This is a genomic window from Mariniradius saccharolyticus AK6 (assembly GCF_000330725.2).
GTDB classification, from domain to species: Bacteria; Bacteroidota; Bacteroidia; order Cytophagales; family Cyclobacteriaceae; genus Mariniradius; species Mariniradius saccharolyticus.
The window spans coordinates 129,273-143,381 of sequence record NZ_AMZY02000011.1; the positions used below are offsets into that span (position 1 = coordinate 129,273).

Sequence of the window (14,109 nt, forward strand, 5' to 3'; positions counted from 1 at the left end):
ATGAAAACAAAACTTTATTCACCCAACACCTCGTCGCTTGCCTATCCAGTGGGCACCACTTTGGACAGATTCATCAAGCTGAAACAGGAGGAGTTCCAGTTCGCATCCGGTGAACTCTCCCAGTTGTTGAGGGACATCGCGCTTGCAGCAAAGATCGTCAACCGGGAAACAAACCGCGCCGGATTGGCAAATATCGGTGGTGCATTTGGTCAAACCAACGTCCAAGGAGAGGAGCAACAAAAATTGGACGTCATTGCCAATATCCGATTCACCAGAGCCCTGACAAAAGGCGGAGAAGTCTGTGCGATCGTATCGGAAGAAGACGACGAAGTGATCGACTTGCAAAATGGCTCCGGAAAGTATGTCGTGGCAATTGATCCCCTCGACGGCTCCTCCAACATCGACGTGAACATCTCGATCGGGACCATTTTCTCCATCTACAGACGCGTGACACCCATCGGTAGCCCCATTCAACCCGAAGATATCATGCAGCCCGGCAATCAACAAGTTGCAGCAGGATATGTACTGTATGGCTCCTCCACGATGCTGGTCTACACCACGGGCCACGGTGTCAACGGCTTCACCTACGAGCCGTCCTTGGGAGAGTTTTTTCTTTCCCACCAAAACATGGTCGCTCCTTCCGACGGAAATATCTACAGCGTCAATGAGGGAAGCTATTACCAATTTGAAGCTGGATTGCAAGAGTATATAGAACACTGCAAGGCGAAATTCTACAGCGCGCGGTACATTGGATCACTCGTAGCGGATTTTCATAGAAACTTGTTGAAAGGGGGAATTTATATTTATCCCGCGACACAAAAGTCCCCCAATGGCAAGTTGAGGTTGCTTTACGAAGCCAATGCGCTTTCCTTTATCGCAGAGCAAGCAGGCGGAAAAGCTACGGATGGACACGGCCGGATATTGGACATTCAACCAACAGCGCTGCACCAAAGAACACCGCTCTTTATCGGCTCGAAAAACATGGTAGATGAAGCGGGGAATTTCCTAAAGAAAAATGCCACGACAGTAGCTAGAAAAGGAGTCTTGGTTCAGTGACCCGAGTACTTCCTCCTCAGGAGTATCTTTTGTACCTGGCGTGCCACCAATTCCCGGGCAAGTGTTTCGGCGAGTGTCTCAGGTGGGGCTTCGGCAAGGATGGTTTTGAGCTTTTTCTCCCCGAGGTCTATCCGATAGCAGATTTGGAGAAACCTGTTGAAATCCCGATCCAACATGCCGCGGACCAGCGGGGTAAGGTACCGGACAAGCGCTTCTTCATCCCAGTCCTGCATGGAAATCGGCGTTTGGAGATCAGAGGAAATCAGACCTGCGGCTTCTTTCAACAACTCCCGGTTCTCATTTTCCATGGTGTACAATGCGCTTACGACCCTGATGTAATCGAAATGAATAAGCCCCCAAGATTCCAATAACCTTGGGGGCTTTCTTTTGCAAAGCTTTTATTCAGCCGCCGTTTCCTCGCTTGCTTCTTCCTTCGACTCCGCAAATGCCTCAGGTGCATGGGAGCTGATGATTTTATACCATGCCACCAATTTCTTGATATCGGAAGGATACACCTTTTCCTGGTCAAAGTCAGGCAAAACATGCTTCAGAAAAGCCCTCAGCTCCTCCGCATCAGCATTGGCGTCCAGTCCGGGGTCTCCGTTGAATTCCTCATGGACTTTCTTCATCACGTCGTACAGCGGGGTTGCGCCCTCTTCGGTCATGGTGTAAATGGAGATTTCTGCCAAAATGGAAACCCGATGGTTGGCACCAACTACAAGCTTTGTCTTCTTTTCGTCCAAAGATTCCAAAATTGCCCCTCCGCGTGAGGGTTTTAGTACTCTGTAAAGACCAGGCTTGCCTGAAATGGTGGCTATTTCGTTGAATTTCATGTTTCTTGTTGGTTAAGGCCTGCAAATATAAGACATCCCGTCGAATGCCCAAGAATCAGCCAAGTGCCTCATAATATTCTGATATTTCGGCCTCGAAAAACTTAATCAGCTCTTCCTTTCCTTCTCTTTTGTTGGCGGACGTAATAAAATACTGGGGTTCTTCCCCGAAAATCTCCTTTGCCGCATCCAGAAATCTTTGAATGCTGACCTTGGTTTTTTCCAACCCGAGCTTATCTGCTTTGGTAAAAGCCAAGACAAAGGGAACATCATGTTCACCACACCAAGTGATAAACTCCAAATCAATCTTCTGCGGCTCCAGCCTGCTGTCGATCAAGACCATCACGGCAATTAGATTGTCGCGGTTGGTCAGATAACCTCGGATCATCTTTTCCCAAGATGACTTTGTTGACTTGCTGACGACCGCATAGCCGTACCCAGGCAAATCGACCATGTACCACCTGCCATCTATTTCAAAATGGTTGATGAGCTGGGTCTTGCCTGGCTTGCCGGATGTCTTGGCGAGGTCCTTGACACCCGCCAGCATATTGATCAGGGAACTCTTGCCGACATTTGATCTGCCGATGAATGCGATCTCGGGTTTATCCGTTTTAGGGCATTTGGTATAATCGGAGTTGCTGACGGAAAAAATGGCTTTCTTGATCATGGCACTTTTGTTTGAGGTCCAAAGGTACGGCTTTTGGCCAGAAATCCCCCTTCGGCCCCAGTCCCAAAGAAATCCTTGTGATTTGCCATAATCGCCAACAATTTTAGATTGCTCGGGTTTCTTCAGTAATATTGTGCTTCATTTTCAAAGATTCATGGCAGTAGTACCCTACAAAGACAAGCAGGAAGGCAAAAAGGAACAAGTAGCCGAGATGTTCAACAACATCAGCAAAAAGTATGATTTTTTGAACCACTTTCTAAGTTTGGGCATCGACATTACCTGGCGGAAGAAAGCAGTCAAAATGCTCGCTGCCGACAAGCCCAAGCTTATATTGGACATTGCGACTGGGACGGGGGATTTTGCCATTGAGGCCTTGGCCCTCAATCCCGACAAAATCATCGGTGTGGACATCTCGGAAGGCATGCTTGCTGAGGGAAGGAAAAAACTCAAAAAGCGAAAACTCGACGACCGAATCGAGCTGCAGACAGGAGATTCGGAAAGGTTGCTTTTTGAGGATAATAAATTTGATGCCGTGATCGTTTCCTTCGGTGTCAGGAATTTTGAAAATCTGGAAAAAGGACTCAGGGATATGTACCGGGTGCTCAAGCCTGGAGGAAAGACGGTAATCGTGGAGTTTTCCAAGCCCAAAAAATTCCCGATGAAGCAAGGATATAACTTTTATTTCAAATATATTCTGCCTCAAATCGGGAAGATTGTCTCCAAAGACAATGCGGCCTATACTTACCTACCCGAATCCGTCCAAGCTTTCCCGGATGGAGAAGATTTCCTGGCAGTATTGAAAAAAGTCGGCTTTAAAAACACGCAATGCAAACCGCTCACTTTCGGCATCAGTTCCATCTATATCGGGCAAAAATAAGCCTTGTCCTCCTGTTCACCCTGCTTTTGACCGTCCCGACGTTGGGGCAGGCAAGGTATGGGGAAATCAGCAAGGCGGGACAGGACGACAAGTTGGTTTCCTATGGGTTTTTTCTGGCGACGCATACCAACTACTGGCGATTGAAATATTCAGACGCCTTTTTGGACCCCAACAATACAGAGCTAAGGGATATCCAAAGCATCGTCCCGGTCTACACCGCTGGCTTTTCCTTGGGATTCTTAGTGACCTTCCGCCTGCACGACCAGGCAAACATCCTCTTCACGCCGAAAGTAGGCTTTTACGAGTTTCGAACCGATGTGAACACATTTTCAGTCTCCCAGCCAGGAAATGGTGAGAATAACTTTCTGCGCAACACCGAAACCTACGTCAACGAGGCCACCATGGTCGAATTCCCCCTGCTATTCAAATACAAAGCACAACGCTTCAATAATACCCGCATGTTCTTCACTGGAGGGGGTTCCTACATGTTCCGAACCAAAGAACAGGAGGAAGCCGATATCGAGGACATCGCCACTTTGGGCCGAGACGTTACCGTCGATTTGGGTCTGGGTTTTGACTTTTATTTCAAATATTTCAAATTCTCCCCAGAAGTACGCTTTTCCCATGGCCTGCTGAATATGTACAGGGCCGAGGCTACCAATCCTGCTTTCCGTGATGCAATTTCAGAAATGCGGCGCAAATCCATCACCTTGTACCTCCACTTTCAGTAATATCAACTTGCCAATAGGTCATTGACGACCACCGATGCACAGGCACAGCCGAATGCAGCGGGCAAGAATGACATTGTACCATAAGCTGATTTTTTGAAATTACGCCCATCAGTCATCATCAGGCTTTCCCGGATCACAAGTTCAGAGGAAAACACCGCTTTGAATCCCTTCGAAATCTGCTTTTTTTTCAGGCGCTTGCGCACCATCTTGGCAAACCTGCAATGGTACGTTTCGGATATATCGCCGATCTTGATTTGCGTGGGGTCTACTTTGCCACCCGCGCCCATCGAACTCACCAAAGGAAATCCCCGCTTGAGTGCCCCATCGATCAGGTGCAACTTAGGCGTGAAGCTGTCAATGCAATCGACGACAAAGTCATAGTGGTTTTCAGCCAACAGTGCTGTCATATCATGGGGCATAAGAAACTCCCGGATGACATGGATCTTGAGGTTTGGATTGATGCTGAGGAGGCGTTCTTCCATCCATTCGACTTTGGCCTGACCCACATTTTTTTGGGTCGCAGGAAGCTGTCGGTTGCAGTTGCTGATGTCAACGATATCGCCATCGATGATGGTCATTTCGCCGATGCCTGCCCGGCATATAAACTCCGCGGCAAACGAACCCACGCCACCCATGCCTACGACAAGCACGTGTTTTTTGGCCAATTTCTCCAATCCCGCACGACCGACAATCAATTCCGTCCGCGACAGCCAAGCAAATTCATCCATGTATTTTTCGACTTGAAATCCTGTTCCAATTTCCCAATGCGACTTCCCGTAGCCGCTCGATTGGAAGGCCCAAAATTAAGGAAGCCTGCCGATATATGGTTTCAATCGGAAGGCCTGAATCATCCGTCTCGAAAAATACTTTGTCCAGTGGACAGATTTTGAGCCAGGCTTGGGCCTGGGTACCTGCGACGAGGATATGCTTGCCAAAAGAAAAATACACCGGTTGGCCGAGGAGACTTTTTCCGGCATCCGGATGAAGATTGAATCCATGCCAAATGATGGGCTGGGAATGCTTTTTCAGGAATTCCTGCAAAAGATGAAGCCCTTTGACACAATGCAGGATGATGGGCAAACCTAGGGATTTTGCCAAAGCAGCCTGTGCTTCAAAGGCAGCTTTTTGAATCGCCAATCCCGGACCTCTGATCCCGTCAAAGCCGCATTCCCCGACGGCAACGATGCGCGGATCCTCGAGTTTTTTGGTCAATATCTCAAGCGCTTTCTCCCAATTTCCATTTAAATACCAAGGATGCAAACCCATGGAATAGATCCCCGTCGATGGGCTTTCCGGTATTCCCAAATTCAGTATACCCAAGGACTTCCCCGGGGTGTGGGTATGAAAATCAGGTAAATCGATCATCTTCAATGGTTCAGTTTTTGGATGATTTTGAAAAAAATGGAAATACCCGTGGGAATCAACTGATCCGGAAAATCAAAATTCGGCTCATGCAATTGGGGCTGTTCCAAACCAGAACCCAAGCCAAACAACATCGACTTCGCGTAATCCGAGAATAATCCAAAATCCTCAGACCAACGGAAGGGAACGGCCACTTCCTTCAAGTCCAAATTCAAATCCTCGGCTACCTGCCTGAGGATTTCAAATCCCTCGGGATGGTTATGGCTCGCGGCAAAATCCTCTTGGTACCTAAACTCTATCCCCAGCCCGTATTTTCCGGCAATTTCAGAAGACTTCATTTCCGCCACCGCAACAAGCCTTGCCTTCACCGCATTGTCAAATGCCCGCATCGTTGCCCGAACTACCGCCTCGCCCGGCGTGGTTCCAAAGGCAATTTGACCCAATTCGGCATGGATAACCGTCACCAGGGTAAAATCTTCAAAATCCTTTGGCAGCTTTTCCAACATTTTAATGATTTCAGCCATGGCTTGGGCGGGACTGTTGCCAGCTTCAGGATGCGCCGAGTGGGCATTGCGCCCGTGCAGGAAAATACTCATCCCGACCGAGGAAGCCGCAAAACTTCCTGGCTTGGCGACGATTTGGTGGAGGGGAAAGCCCGGAAGATTGTGGAGTGCAAAGGCATAATCGGGTCTTATTTCCGCGAATCTCGGATCCGCCAAAACAGCCCTTGCCCCATCACCGGTCTCCTCGGCTGGTTGGAAAAGCAGCACCACTTTTCCCCGCATCGGCGGACTCTGGTCCAGGTAAAGGCCCAATCCAGACAAGATTGCCATGTGCCCATCATGTCCGCAAACGTGGGATTTGCCGACCATTTCGCTTCTGTATGGAACCTCGCCTTTCTCCAAGATGGGCAAACCGTCCAATTCACAGCGGAACAAGGTCGTCGGCCCTTCCTTTTCCCCTTCCCAAACAAAGGCAAGTCCCGTTCCTCCCAATTTCGGGATGAGTTTCGTGTAAGACATTTGAGCAAAAAATGCACTTATCCGTTGGGCGGTTGCTGACTCCTCGCCGGACAATTCCGGGAAGCGGTGGAGTTCCTGCCGGAGGGCAATCAATTGGGAAAGGGAACGCGGCATAACTGGCATGGAGATTTGGGATTTTGGCAAAATTAATCCAATAAGATTCAATTCAGGAAAAAATGGGTTTTTGGCCGACCAACTTCAATCGTATTTCTTCCAAAGGCAAAAAACTGGCTTTCAAGCTGTAAAGAGGTCAGGCAAGCCTGCAGGCAAAGCCTCTCGAAAGCTCCATCGAATTTCTTTTTTTCATTCGGTTTTACTAGTTTCAAATCAACTTATTCATCTCGCAAACAAGATTCACATGAAATTTTCCACTCGGATCGGCATCTGCTGCCTGGTCATTTCTATCGTCTTGATGCAGACTTCCTGCGAAGAAAACTGCAAAGAAACCCTGTTTGAGTTGAAGGAAATCGAGGCCTTCCCAAGAACCCTCGATCCAGCAAATACCGGAAATGCGCTTTGGCTAAACAGTGCAGGGCTCTCCATCGATAGACTGCTGGTGAAGCTGGAATTTACCAAACCTGTGCAGGTTTTCTTTACCGCAAATCCCAACTGCCCCGTCGTATTTGAAAACAATAATCCCGTGTCGGAACTTACCTTGCTGAGCAATCAGGATTTCGATACCGAGCATCCGGCAGGTACGGACCTGTCAGAAATCATTGCCTTTACAGACCTGAAGGCCTTAATGTCCAAGGAAGTCTTCATGGAGGAAATCCTGAATCAAACTAACATCAGCAGCTACTATTTCACTTTTTCGAGGCGCCCGGCAGAAGCAAAAATGCACTCACTCCTCATGGAACTGCGGCTAGCAGATGGGAAAGTGATCAAGACACCTGCTATTTTGGTGAACTTGGTGCCATGATGTAGCGGTTTTTTGGAGTCGCTGGGATAAAAATCCTACCTTTATTTTTGATGATCCAAAAAGTCAACCTATGAAACGTGTTTTTGCGCATGGCATGGTGGGAATGCTGCTCCTTGGCGGCTTTTCCTGTACCAAGCCCAGCGGCCAAACCCAGCTTTTTTCGCTGATTGAAGATACCGAAGGCTTGGAAGGCAAAGCCGAATACAAATCGTCTCCCTTCGTTACGGCTGGGGACAGGGTCTATATGGTGGGCCATCAAGACGGCAGCTTTCCCGACCTTGGCTGGCATGTGCAGGGAGAAATGGGCGGGATTTGGAACCATCCCATCAAGCTGATGGATGGCTTTACGGCAGCCATCGGCGTGGATGGCAATTCCTATTGCCTCGACAATGCAGATGCATTTATCAACTATCCCTTTGCCAACAAGCATATTTTCAGCACAGCGGTACCGGATCTGGAAATCCAGCGCTTCCAATTTGCACCGGACGGAAAACAAGGACTGGTGGTCGAGTTTTCCATCGTCAACACGGGATCAAGTCCAAAAACAATCGGGTTTGAATTTACGGGCCATACCGACCTGATGCCCGTTTGGCTCGGGGAAAGGCTCAACCTGGAAGATCACCCCGATCAGTTGGTTTTTGATGAAGCGTCCAATGCCTGGATCGGAAAGGATCAGGGAAATGAATGGTGGGTGATGTTTGGCGGAGATCGTCCGGCAAAATACACCGAGGGCCCCTCTGCGACTTGTGACTATCAGCCCCAAGGCAAAGGTACTGCAGGTAGATTGGGCTATGAATTAACGCTTGAACCACAAGAAGCGCAACACCTCCGGTTTTTTATCGCAGGATCCTATAAAAACAAGGCTGAGCTGGAATCCACGCTCGCTGACCTAAAAGCAAATGCGGAACTGGACCTTTTGGCAAAAAGAAAGTACTACGAAACGATCGCTGCCACCGCAAAAGTCAGCATCCCGGACAAAGATCTTGAAAAGGCTTTCGAATGGGTTAAGTACAATACCGAATGGCTGGTGCGCGATGTACCGGAAATCGGCCGAGGATTGGCGGCAGGCATGCCCGACTATCCTTGGTGGTTTGGTGTGGACAATGAATATACACTCAAAGGCGCGATCGCGACAGGACGCAAAGACCTGGTCTACTCGACCATCGACCTTATCCACAAACTCTCCGAAGCCAACGGCAACGGACGCATCATGCATGAGACGAGTACCAATGGGGTGGTTTTCAACCCCGGCAACATCAACGAAACACCCCAATTCACTTCCTTGATTTGGTGGGTGTACCAGTGGACAGGAGATCGGGAATTTTTGGAAAAATATTTCCCTACGATCCAAAAGGGGCTCCAATGGCTGATGGACGAAAATGACAAAGACGGCAACCTTTTCCCCGACGGTTATGGCATGATGGAAATCCATGGCCTTGCCTCCGAAATGGTCGACGTGGCTGTCTATACCCAAAAAGCTTTCGCGGATGCGGCGCAGATCGCAGCGGTAGTGGGAAAACCAGAGCTCGCAAAAGAATACCAAGCTTTGGCAGATCGGTTGAAACAGAAAATCAATGAAGAATTCTGGGTGGAGGATTTCAATGGATTTGCGGATTTCATCGGGACACCGGAAGAAGCGCTGCATTTGATCGATGCCGCGATTGTGCGGGCCGATACACTCAATAAGCCTTGGGCAGTCGAGGAACTCAAGGCAAGCCGATCCAAAATTGCGACTTACCCCAAAGACCAAAAACGGGGATTCGTGGTATTCCACAATTGGGTGGTCAATACGCCCATGGAAATGGGTATAGCGGATACAGATAAAGCAATCCGCGCATTGGACAAAGCCAAGCGGTTTACCAACCCATTTGGGGTTTATGTCACGGGTATTGACCGGGACGAAGCCGCAGCAAGTGAAGACGGCTCCTTTGCTGGAAGCAAGGTATTTTCCTACACAGGTGCTGTCATGACCTTACCGACGGGAGTATTGACAATTGGTGAAAACAACTACGGGCGTCCGGATGAGGCCTTATCCTACCTACAGCGGATGACAAAGTCTTTTAGCTTTGCTTTGCCAGGATCGATTTACGAAGTGTCGCCGGACTATGGCATGATGGCACAGGCATGGAATCTCTACAGCTATGGTGTCCCGATTGTATACCAGTTTTTTGGTATCAAGCCCGATGCCGGCAACAAAGTCGTCTACATCCGTCCCCAAATGCCGAGCACTTGGCAGGAAGCCTCCATCGAAAAAGTCCTTGTCGGCGACAATGAGATCAATCTCCTTTACACCAACAAAGATGGCGTTTTGGCGATCGAGGTCAGCCAAAGCCAATCCAAATGGGGCATTTCGGTTGAGTTTCCCGAGGAATTTTCCAAAGTAAGAATCCTCGGTAAGGAAATCTCTTCAGATACACAGGATGGCTACCGACGGGTTCTCATGAGCGGCAAAAAAATGAGAGTGGAAGCGCAGAAATAAAACTATTTTCCAACTTTCTCACTTATCGAAGGGCGTACACGTTGACCTGCAACTTGGTCGCGCTCGCGGAAGACATTAACTTCGCAAAAACAGCTCGACAACAATTGCCCGATGAAAAACATACTTGAAGAGAAAAAGCCTTCGACTTTTACGAAATCTGACATTTTGGTTGAGATCTTGGCGATTGGAGCCTTGGTGATGTTGTGGGCCGAGACCTACTATTTCCAGCATCTTGGCGCAGAATTGGTTCCCAAGGATTACACCTTCTTGGAGTCACCAAATGAGTTTTGGGCAAGCCAAATGACCTACTCGATTCCATTTATCGCAACCCTTATTTACATAGGATTGACTATTTACAATAAAAAGCGAAAACATAACGAGTACGAATACGAGTTCAATCCAGAAAAAAGTGCCGCGGTTCTACGCATCAACCAACGTCTATGGCGCTGGCTAAAGCTGAACTTGATTTTGGTGCTGCTGATCATAGAATATTTCTCTTTTCATACCGGGTCGTCAGCGGGAGATGGCATTTCCATTTGGTTTATCCTGATTTTTCCGCTACTGATCTTCGGTCCTGTGGTCTACTTTTTTGTGGCATATTCCCGCGAGCAGTTGCAGTAACTTAATCTTCCTAATTGGGGAAATCAATCTTTCCCATCAAACTGATAAAAAGGTTTTTCATAGATCGGTATTCGAAAGGCTTGGCGCAAATTCGCTGGACAGGCGTCCACATCTGTGTCGTTCTGTGAAATCTGTGGTTTATTGCTTTACCAAAGATGGCACAGATTTTCACAGATGGGAATCTTTGACTTGTCAGGTTTGATTTCATTCGAGGAGAACGAACGACTCAGTGATCCGAATTTGCATGCTTCGGATAATGAACTTCGGATGATGCTACAGATTGAACCAGTAGTTGAGCTTCATGACCAACGCGCGTTGCTTTGAAGCAAAAGTATCGGGGAAAAAGTTGTCGGTATAGACCAAAAACAAGTCAGACACAGGAGCATACCGCCATTGCAGGCGTGTATTGATGTTGATATTGTCGATTTGGTTGTTGTATTGGATAAAGGTCGTCCAGAACAAACTCCTTGTGAAGGTCAAGTCGATTCTTGGGCCCACCAAGACCAAATCAGCATTGTTCTGCGGCTCCGGAAGTCGGATATTGTTGTAGCTAAAGTTCATCGAAATATTGGCCAAATAACCCAATCGCCAACTCATCGTGCCCTGTACCCCCTTTAGCGTTCCGGTAAAATACTCCCCGGCATTGGCGATCAAAGTCACAAAAACTTTCTTCCTGGGATTGGAAAAATACCGCAAGGTCGCAAAAGTATTCCTGTAGTCAGTCCCTGCCTCCAAAGGAACCCCTCCCGTGCGCGTGGGGTCAAAGGAGGCAAACAGATAGGTATATCTGTTACTTACGCCAACCGAGAGCTGCGCCAATGATTGGAACCTTACGTCATAAACCAAGCTGTGCAACTCATCGGTGGTGCCCAAGCGCTCGTTCCAAAGAAACTCCGTTTCAATGGCTGGTCCATGCCGGTTGATCAACTTGGAGCGGGGAAAAAATCGGTAAGCGAAATCGCCAAATACGCGCTTGTAGTCGTTTCTTGGCGTGAAACCGACTTCCGGATTATAATTCTCGCCGACATCGGAAAAAGCGGCTGCAGCCCTGATATGGGTCTTTTCGTAGGCCAATTGTCCGTGGGCGACATCGGAGTTGCTCGGATTCTCGTGATCAAAGCTCTTGTGGTAATAAAATTTTCCCTGCCAAGTATTGTCCTTCGAAGCCAAGTTGTAGTCGATGCCCGCGACGCGATTGTATTTGGTCGGATCAAACAAGGGGATATCCACTTTTTCATTGAGCGTTTCCCGGTTGATAAAGATCAGGCCAATATTGGACCGTGAGAATACCTTGCGCTGAATGGCCGCGACCGCAAAATTCTTTCCTACGATTCCCCTTTGTTCGTCGTTTGCGGTCTGCATATTCATCGCGCCGATCCGCCAATTTTCATCCAGTTTCCCACTTAACCTCCCACCAAAGAGAATCTGGTTTTGCACATTCTGTCCCGTGGTGGTATCCACATCTACGCCGATACGACGCGAGAAGAAGGGCCGAACATTTCTTGATCCAAAATCCGCAAATAGATCCGCGTTTTCTAGGAAAAACTGGCGGCGCTCCGGAAAGAAAATCTCAAAACGCTCCAAATTCGTGACCTGTTCATCGACCTCGACTTGTGAAAAATCAGGGTTGACGGTCAGATCCATATTGAGTGCAGGACCGACCCCGATTTTGGCATCCCCACCAATTGCGGGTCTAGGGGGGTTGTTGATACCCTCTAGGTTGTTTTGGCTAGTCGCCATCGCCACATAGGGAATCAGCGAGAGGTTGGCTCCGGGTTTTTTGATCGGCTCCGAGAAAATCAGCTTCCGCAAATAGGCCAAATTGATCACATTGAAATTGCGGGGAATTGGGCTCCAGGTACTGCGCTCGTTGTATTTGGAGTCAATGCGGTAGAAGTTGACATTCCAGTTCATCGCGCCGTCGTTGAACCGCAAGGTCGACAGTGGTATGGCAATCTCAGCAATCCAATGGTCCTCGTAGATCTTAGCTTCAGAATACCATTTGTTGTCCCAAGCCAGATTCAAATCCGTCGACATCATGCCGCCGTTGGCGATGAGCGATTCGCGCTGTACGCCATAGGGGTTGATTCCAAACTGAAACGCCGAGGTATAGTCATTGAAGGTATCAAAGACAAAGCTGACGCCGTCATTTTGCTCACCGCGGTAGTCCCTGCGCAGGGAAGTGCTCACATATTCGTTCGGCGCCCTCGGTCCCAGATTTTGCATGACCGCCGCGATGTAGATGAACTTGTCGTCGAAAACGATCCTGACTTTGGTTTGGGCTTGGGCAAGTGAGGTATCGGAAGGAAAAAACTGTTGAAAATTGGTCGCCCAATCTCCACCTTGCCATACGGCTTCTTCCAGGACGCCGTCAAGCTTGATTTCCTCCTTGACCTTGTCGGCAATCAGCCCTGGTAACGCCTCCCGTTGCGAAAAGGCTCCAAAGCAAAACATTTGAAACAGAAACCCAAGCAAGAGAAATTTCTTCATAAACTACCGCGGACCGAAACAAAATAAAGTGATGGAAAAAGCGTTTGTGGGTTGATTTATACCATCGGAAAAAAACGGCTTTTCAAGGCATTTTTTGGGTCAGGCCTTTGCCGCGCCAAGTACGGCAAGGGATCGCCAAATCTTCTCTTTCAAACTTGCATCATGTAAAACAAGTTCCCTTTGGAAAAAACGGTCCCAAATAGGCCCAGTCATTTTTCATCTTCCAAAATCTCCCGATTTTTCAACCAAATCCACCAAGAGATGCCTATTCGACGTTTCCTTTCATTGAGCTTTTTTTCCCTTTTGGTCGGCCTCCCGCCTTTTGCGCAGGTTCAGTTTTTCAACAAATACTTCTATGAAATCAAGGATACTGCTACCTATGAACCCCATTTTTTTGCAACGGTAGCCGAGGACAGTACCCAACTTGTCAAAGAATTTTTCAAAATGGACAGCACGATCGCGATGCGACGCGTGGATATTTTGGGCGAAAAAAAGGAATCCTTATCAACCAAATGGACCTACTTTGATGTGGCCGGATGGGTGAGTAGGGAAACGGACAAGACCTACCTGCCTCGTGATAGCACTCGCCACACCTACTTCAATCCTAATGGAACGGTCAAGGAAACGAGACTGATCGTCAACAACTACATCATTTCCCAAAGGTATTTTGACGAATCCGGCCAAGAAAGGTCCGTCAACATCACCGATGCCGAACCCCAAGGAGGCATTGACGCTTGGTACGAATTTCTCCGTCGCAACCTGCGCTATCCAGAAACGCTCTTGGGAGACGATTTGGCGGGTACGGTGCGTATAGCGCTGGAACTGGACAGCACAGGGAATGTCTACTCATTTGAAGTGATGAATCCGGAAAACGTCCATTCCGAGTTCCAAAAAGAGGCGCTTCGGGTCGTCAAATCCTTCGTCGCCAAACCTTGGCAAGCCCGCAGGGAAAACGGTATTCCGACAGAAGCCAGCTTTATTTTACCAATCGTATTCAAAATTGCCGAGGACTATTGAAAAGCGCTAGGTTCCGTCAATCCTAAATGCGGAAATTG

The 14,109-nt window shown here is 48.4% G+C and carries 14 protein-coding genes; 7 read left to right on the top strand and 7 right to left on the bottom strand.

Going from position 1 to position 14,109, the window contains the following annotated elements; translation table 11 throughout:
• Positions 1 to 1,056: a class 1 fructose-bisphosphatase gene (gene fbp / locus C943_RS11970; RefSeq protein WP_040480558.1), complete on the top strand. Its 1,056-nt coding sequence runs from the start codon at positions 1 to 3 to the stop codon at positions 1,054 to 1,056.
• Here the strand turns inward: fbp and C943_RS11975 are convergent.
• The 3 genes from C943_RS11975 to yihA all read right to left on the bottom strand — a co-directional run bounded on the left by C943_RS11975 (position 1,050) and on the right by yihA (position 2,553).
• The gene (locus tag C943_RS11975; protein WP_040480484.1) at positions 1,050 to 1,364 is read right to left on the bottom strand and encodes a hypothetical protein; all 315 of its coding nucleotides are present in this window, start codon (positions 1,362 to 1,364) and stop codon (positions 1,050 to 1,052) included. The genes fbp and C943_RS11975 overlap by 7 nt on opposite strands.
• Before the next feature lie 90 nt (positions 1,365 to 1,454).
• Positions 1,455 to 1,889, bottom strand: coding sequence for a DUF5606 family protein (locus C943_RS11980; RefSeq protein WP_008628005.1), 435 nt, complete (start codon positions 1,887 to 1,889; stop codon positions 1,455 to 1,457).
• A 55-nt stretch (positions 1,890 to 1,944) separates the two neighbouring features.
• Complete coding sequence (gene yihA / locus C943_RS11985) at positions 1,945 to 2,553, bottom strand: ribosome biogenesis GTP-binding protein YihA/YsxC (RefSeq protein ID WP_008628007.1); 609 nt, start codon at positions 2,551 to 2,553, stop codon at positions 1,945 to 1,947.
• A gap of 154 nt (positions 2,554 to 2,707) precedes the next feature.
• On the opposite strand from yihA, the gene ubiE reads away from it, so the two are divergent.
• Entirely contained in the window at positions 2,708 to 3,430 is a 723-nt protein-coding gene (gene ubiE, locus C943_RS11990) for a bifunctional demethylmenaquinone methyltransferase/2-methoxy-6-polyprenyl-1,4-benzoquinol methylase UbiE (RefSeq protein ID WP_008628040.1), read from the top strand.
• Entirely contained in the window at positions 3,379 to 4,161 is a 783-nt protein-coding gene (gene porT, locus C943_RS11995; RefSeq protein ID WP_040480485.1) for a type IX secretion/gliding motility protein PorT/SprT, read from the top strand. The genes ubiE and porT overlap by 52 nt, the downstream gene beginning before the upstream one ends.
• A 2-nt stretch (positions 4,162 to 4,163) precedes the next feature.
• Here porT and C943_RS12000 read toward each other — a convergent pair whose 3' ends face one another.
• From C943_RS12000 to C943_RS12010, 3 genes are read right to left on the bottom strand one after another with little or no spacing between them, the layout of a single operon-like run.
• Complete coding sequence (locus C943_RS12000) at positions 4,164 to 4,889, bottom strand: tRNA threonylcarbamoyladenosine dehydratase (protein WP_008628046.1); 726 nt, start codon at positions 4,887 to 4,889, stop codon at positions 4,164 to 4,166.
• Positions 4,882 to 5,526, bottom strand: coding sequence for a TatD family hydrolase (locus tag C943_RS12005; protein ID WP_157198524.1), 645 nt, complete (start codon positions 5,524 to 5,526; stop codon positions 4,882 to 4,884). Before C943_RS12005 ends, C943_RS12000 begins: the two co-directional genes overlap by 8 nt.
• Positions 5,527 to 5,528: 2 nt before the next feature.
• Positions 5,529 to 6,659 (bottom strand): amidohydrolase, encoded by a 1,131-nt coding sequence (locus tag C943_RS12010; protein ID WP_008628049.1) that lies wholly within the window; start codon positions 6,657 to 6,659, stop codon positions 5,529 to 5,531.
• Between the two features lie 244 nt (positions 6,660 to 6,903).
• On the opposite strand from C943_RS12010, the gene C943_RS12015 reads away from it, so the two are divergent.
• The 3 genes from C943_RS12015 (at position 6,904) to C943_RS12025 (ending at position 10,564) form a co-directional block, all read left to right on the top strand.
• Complete coding sequence (locus tag C943_RS12015; RefSeq protein ID WP_008628053.1) at positions 6,904 to 7,464, top strand: hypothetical protein; 561 nt, start codon at positions 6,904 to 6,906, stop codon at positions 7,462 to 7,464.
• A gap of 70 nt (positions 7,465 to 7,534) precedes the next feature.
• Positions 7,535 to 9,943, top strand: a complete 2,409-nt coding sequence (locus C943_RS12020) for an alpha-L-rhamnosidase-related protein (RefSeq protein WP_008628057.1) — start codon at positions 7,535 to 7,537, stop codon at positions 9,941 to 9,943.
• 111 nt (positions 9,944 to 10,054) lie between these two features.
• A complete protein-coding gene (locus C943_RS12025) occupies positions 10,055 to 10,564 on the top strand; it encodes a hypothetical protein (RefSeq protein WP_008628060.1) in 510 nt (169 codons plus the stop codon).
• Positions 10,565 to 10,837: 273 nt separating this feature from the next.
• On the opposite strand, the gene C943_RS12030 is transcribed toward C943_RS12025, so the two are convergent.
• Complete coding sequence (locus C943_RS12030) at positions 10,838 to 13,054, bottom strand: DUF5916 domain-containing protein (RefSeq protein ID WP_008628064.1); 2,217 nt, start codon at positions 13,052 to 13,054, stop codon at positions 10,838 to 10,840.
• 261 nt (positions 13,055 to 13,315) lie between these two features.
• On the opposite strand from C943_RS12030, the gene C943_RS12035 reads away from it, so the two are divergent.
• A complete protein-coding gene (locus C943_RS12035) occupies positions 13,316 to 14,071 on the top strand; it encodes a TonB family protein (RefSeq protein WP_157198525.1) in 756 nt (251 codons plus the stop codon).
• Positions 14,072 to 14,109: the final 38 nt, after the last annotated feature.

What these genes read in the sequence shown, in the direction of transcription:
- yihA (WP_008628007.1), bottom strand. Translation starts at nt 2,553, where the DNA reads ATGATCAAGAAAGCCATTTTTTCCGTCAGCAACTCCGATTATACCAAA.
- C943_RS12035 (WP_157198525.1), top strand. Translation starts at nt 13,316, where the DNA reads ATGCCTATTCGACGTTTCCTTTCATTGAGCTTTTTTTCCCTTTTGGTC.
- ubiE (WP_008628040.1), top strand. Translation starts at nt 2,708, where the DNA reads ATGGCAGTAGTACCCTACAAAGACAAGCAGGAAGGCAAAAAGGAACAA.
- C943_RS12025 (WP_008628060.1), top strand. Translation starts at nt 10,055, where the DNA reads ATGAAAAACATACTTGAAGAGAAAAAGCCTTCGACTTTTACGAAATCT.
- porT (WP_040480485.1), top strand. Translation starts at nt 3,379, where the DNA reads ATGCAAACCGCTCACTTTCGGCATCAGTTCCATCTATATCGGGCAAAA.
- C943_RS11975 (WP_040480484.1), bottom strand. Translation starts at nt 1,364, where the DNA reads ATGGAAAATGAGAACCGGGAGTTGTTGAAAGAAGCCGCAGGTCTGATT.
- C943_RS12010 (WP_008628049.1), bottom strand. Translation starts at nt 6,659, where the DNA reads ATGCCGCGTTCCCTTTCCCAATTGATTGCCCTCCGGCAGGAACTCCAC.
- C943_RS12020 (WP_008628057.1), top strand. Translation starts at nt 7,535, where the DNA reads ATGAAACGTGTTTTTGCGCATGGCATGGTGGGAATGCTGCTCCTTGGC.
- fbp (WP_040480558.1), top strand. Translation starts at nt 1, where the DNA reads ATGAAAACAAAACTTTATTCACCCAACACCTCGTCGCTTGCCTATCCA.
- C943_RS11980 (WP_008628005.1), bottom strand. Translation starts at nt 1,889, where the DNA reads ATGAAATTCAACGAAATAGCCACCATTTCAGGCAAGCCTGGTCTTTAC.
- C943_RS12015 (WP_008628053.1), top strand. Translation starts at nt 6,904, where the DNA reads ATGAAATTTTCCACTCGGATCGGCATCTGCTGCCTGGTCATTTCTATC.
- C943_RS12000 (WP_008628046.1), bottom strand. Translation starts at nt 4,889, where the DNA reads ATGGATGAATTTGCTTGGCTGTCGCGGACGGAATTGATTGTCGGTCGT.
- C943_RS12005 (WP_157198524.1), bottom strand. Translation starts at nt 5,526, where the DNA reads ATGATCGATTTACCTGATTTTCATACCCACACCCCGGGGAAGTCCTTG.
- C943_RS12030 (WP_008628064.1), bottom strand. Translation starts at nt 13,054, where the DNA reads ATGAAGAAATTTCTCTTGCTTGGGTTTCTGTTTCAAATGTTTTGCTTT.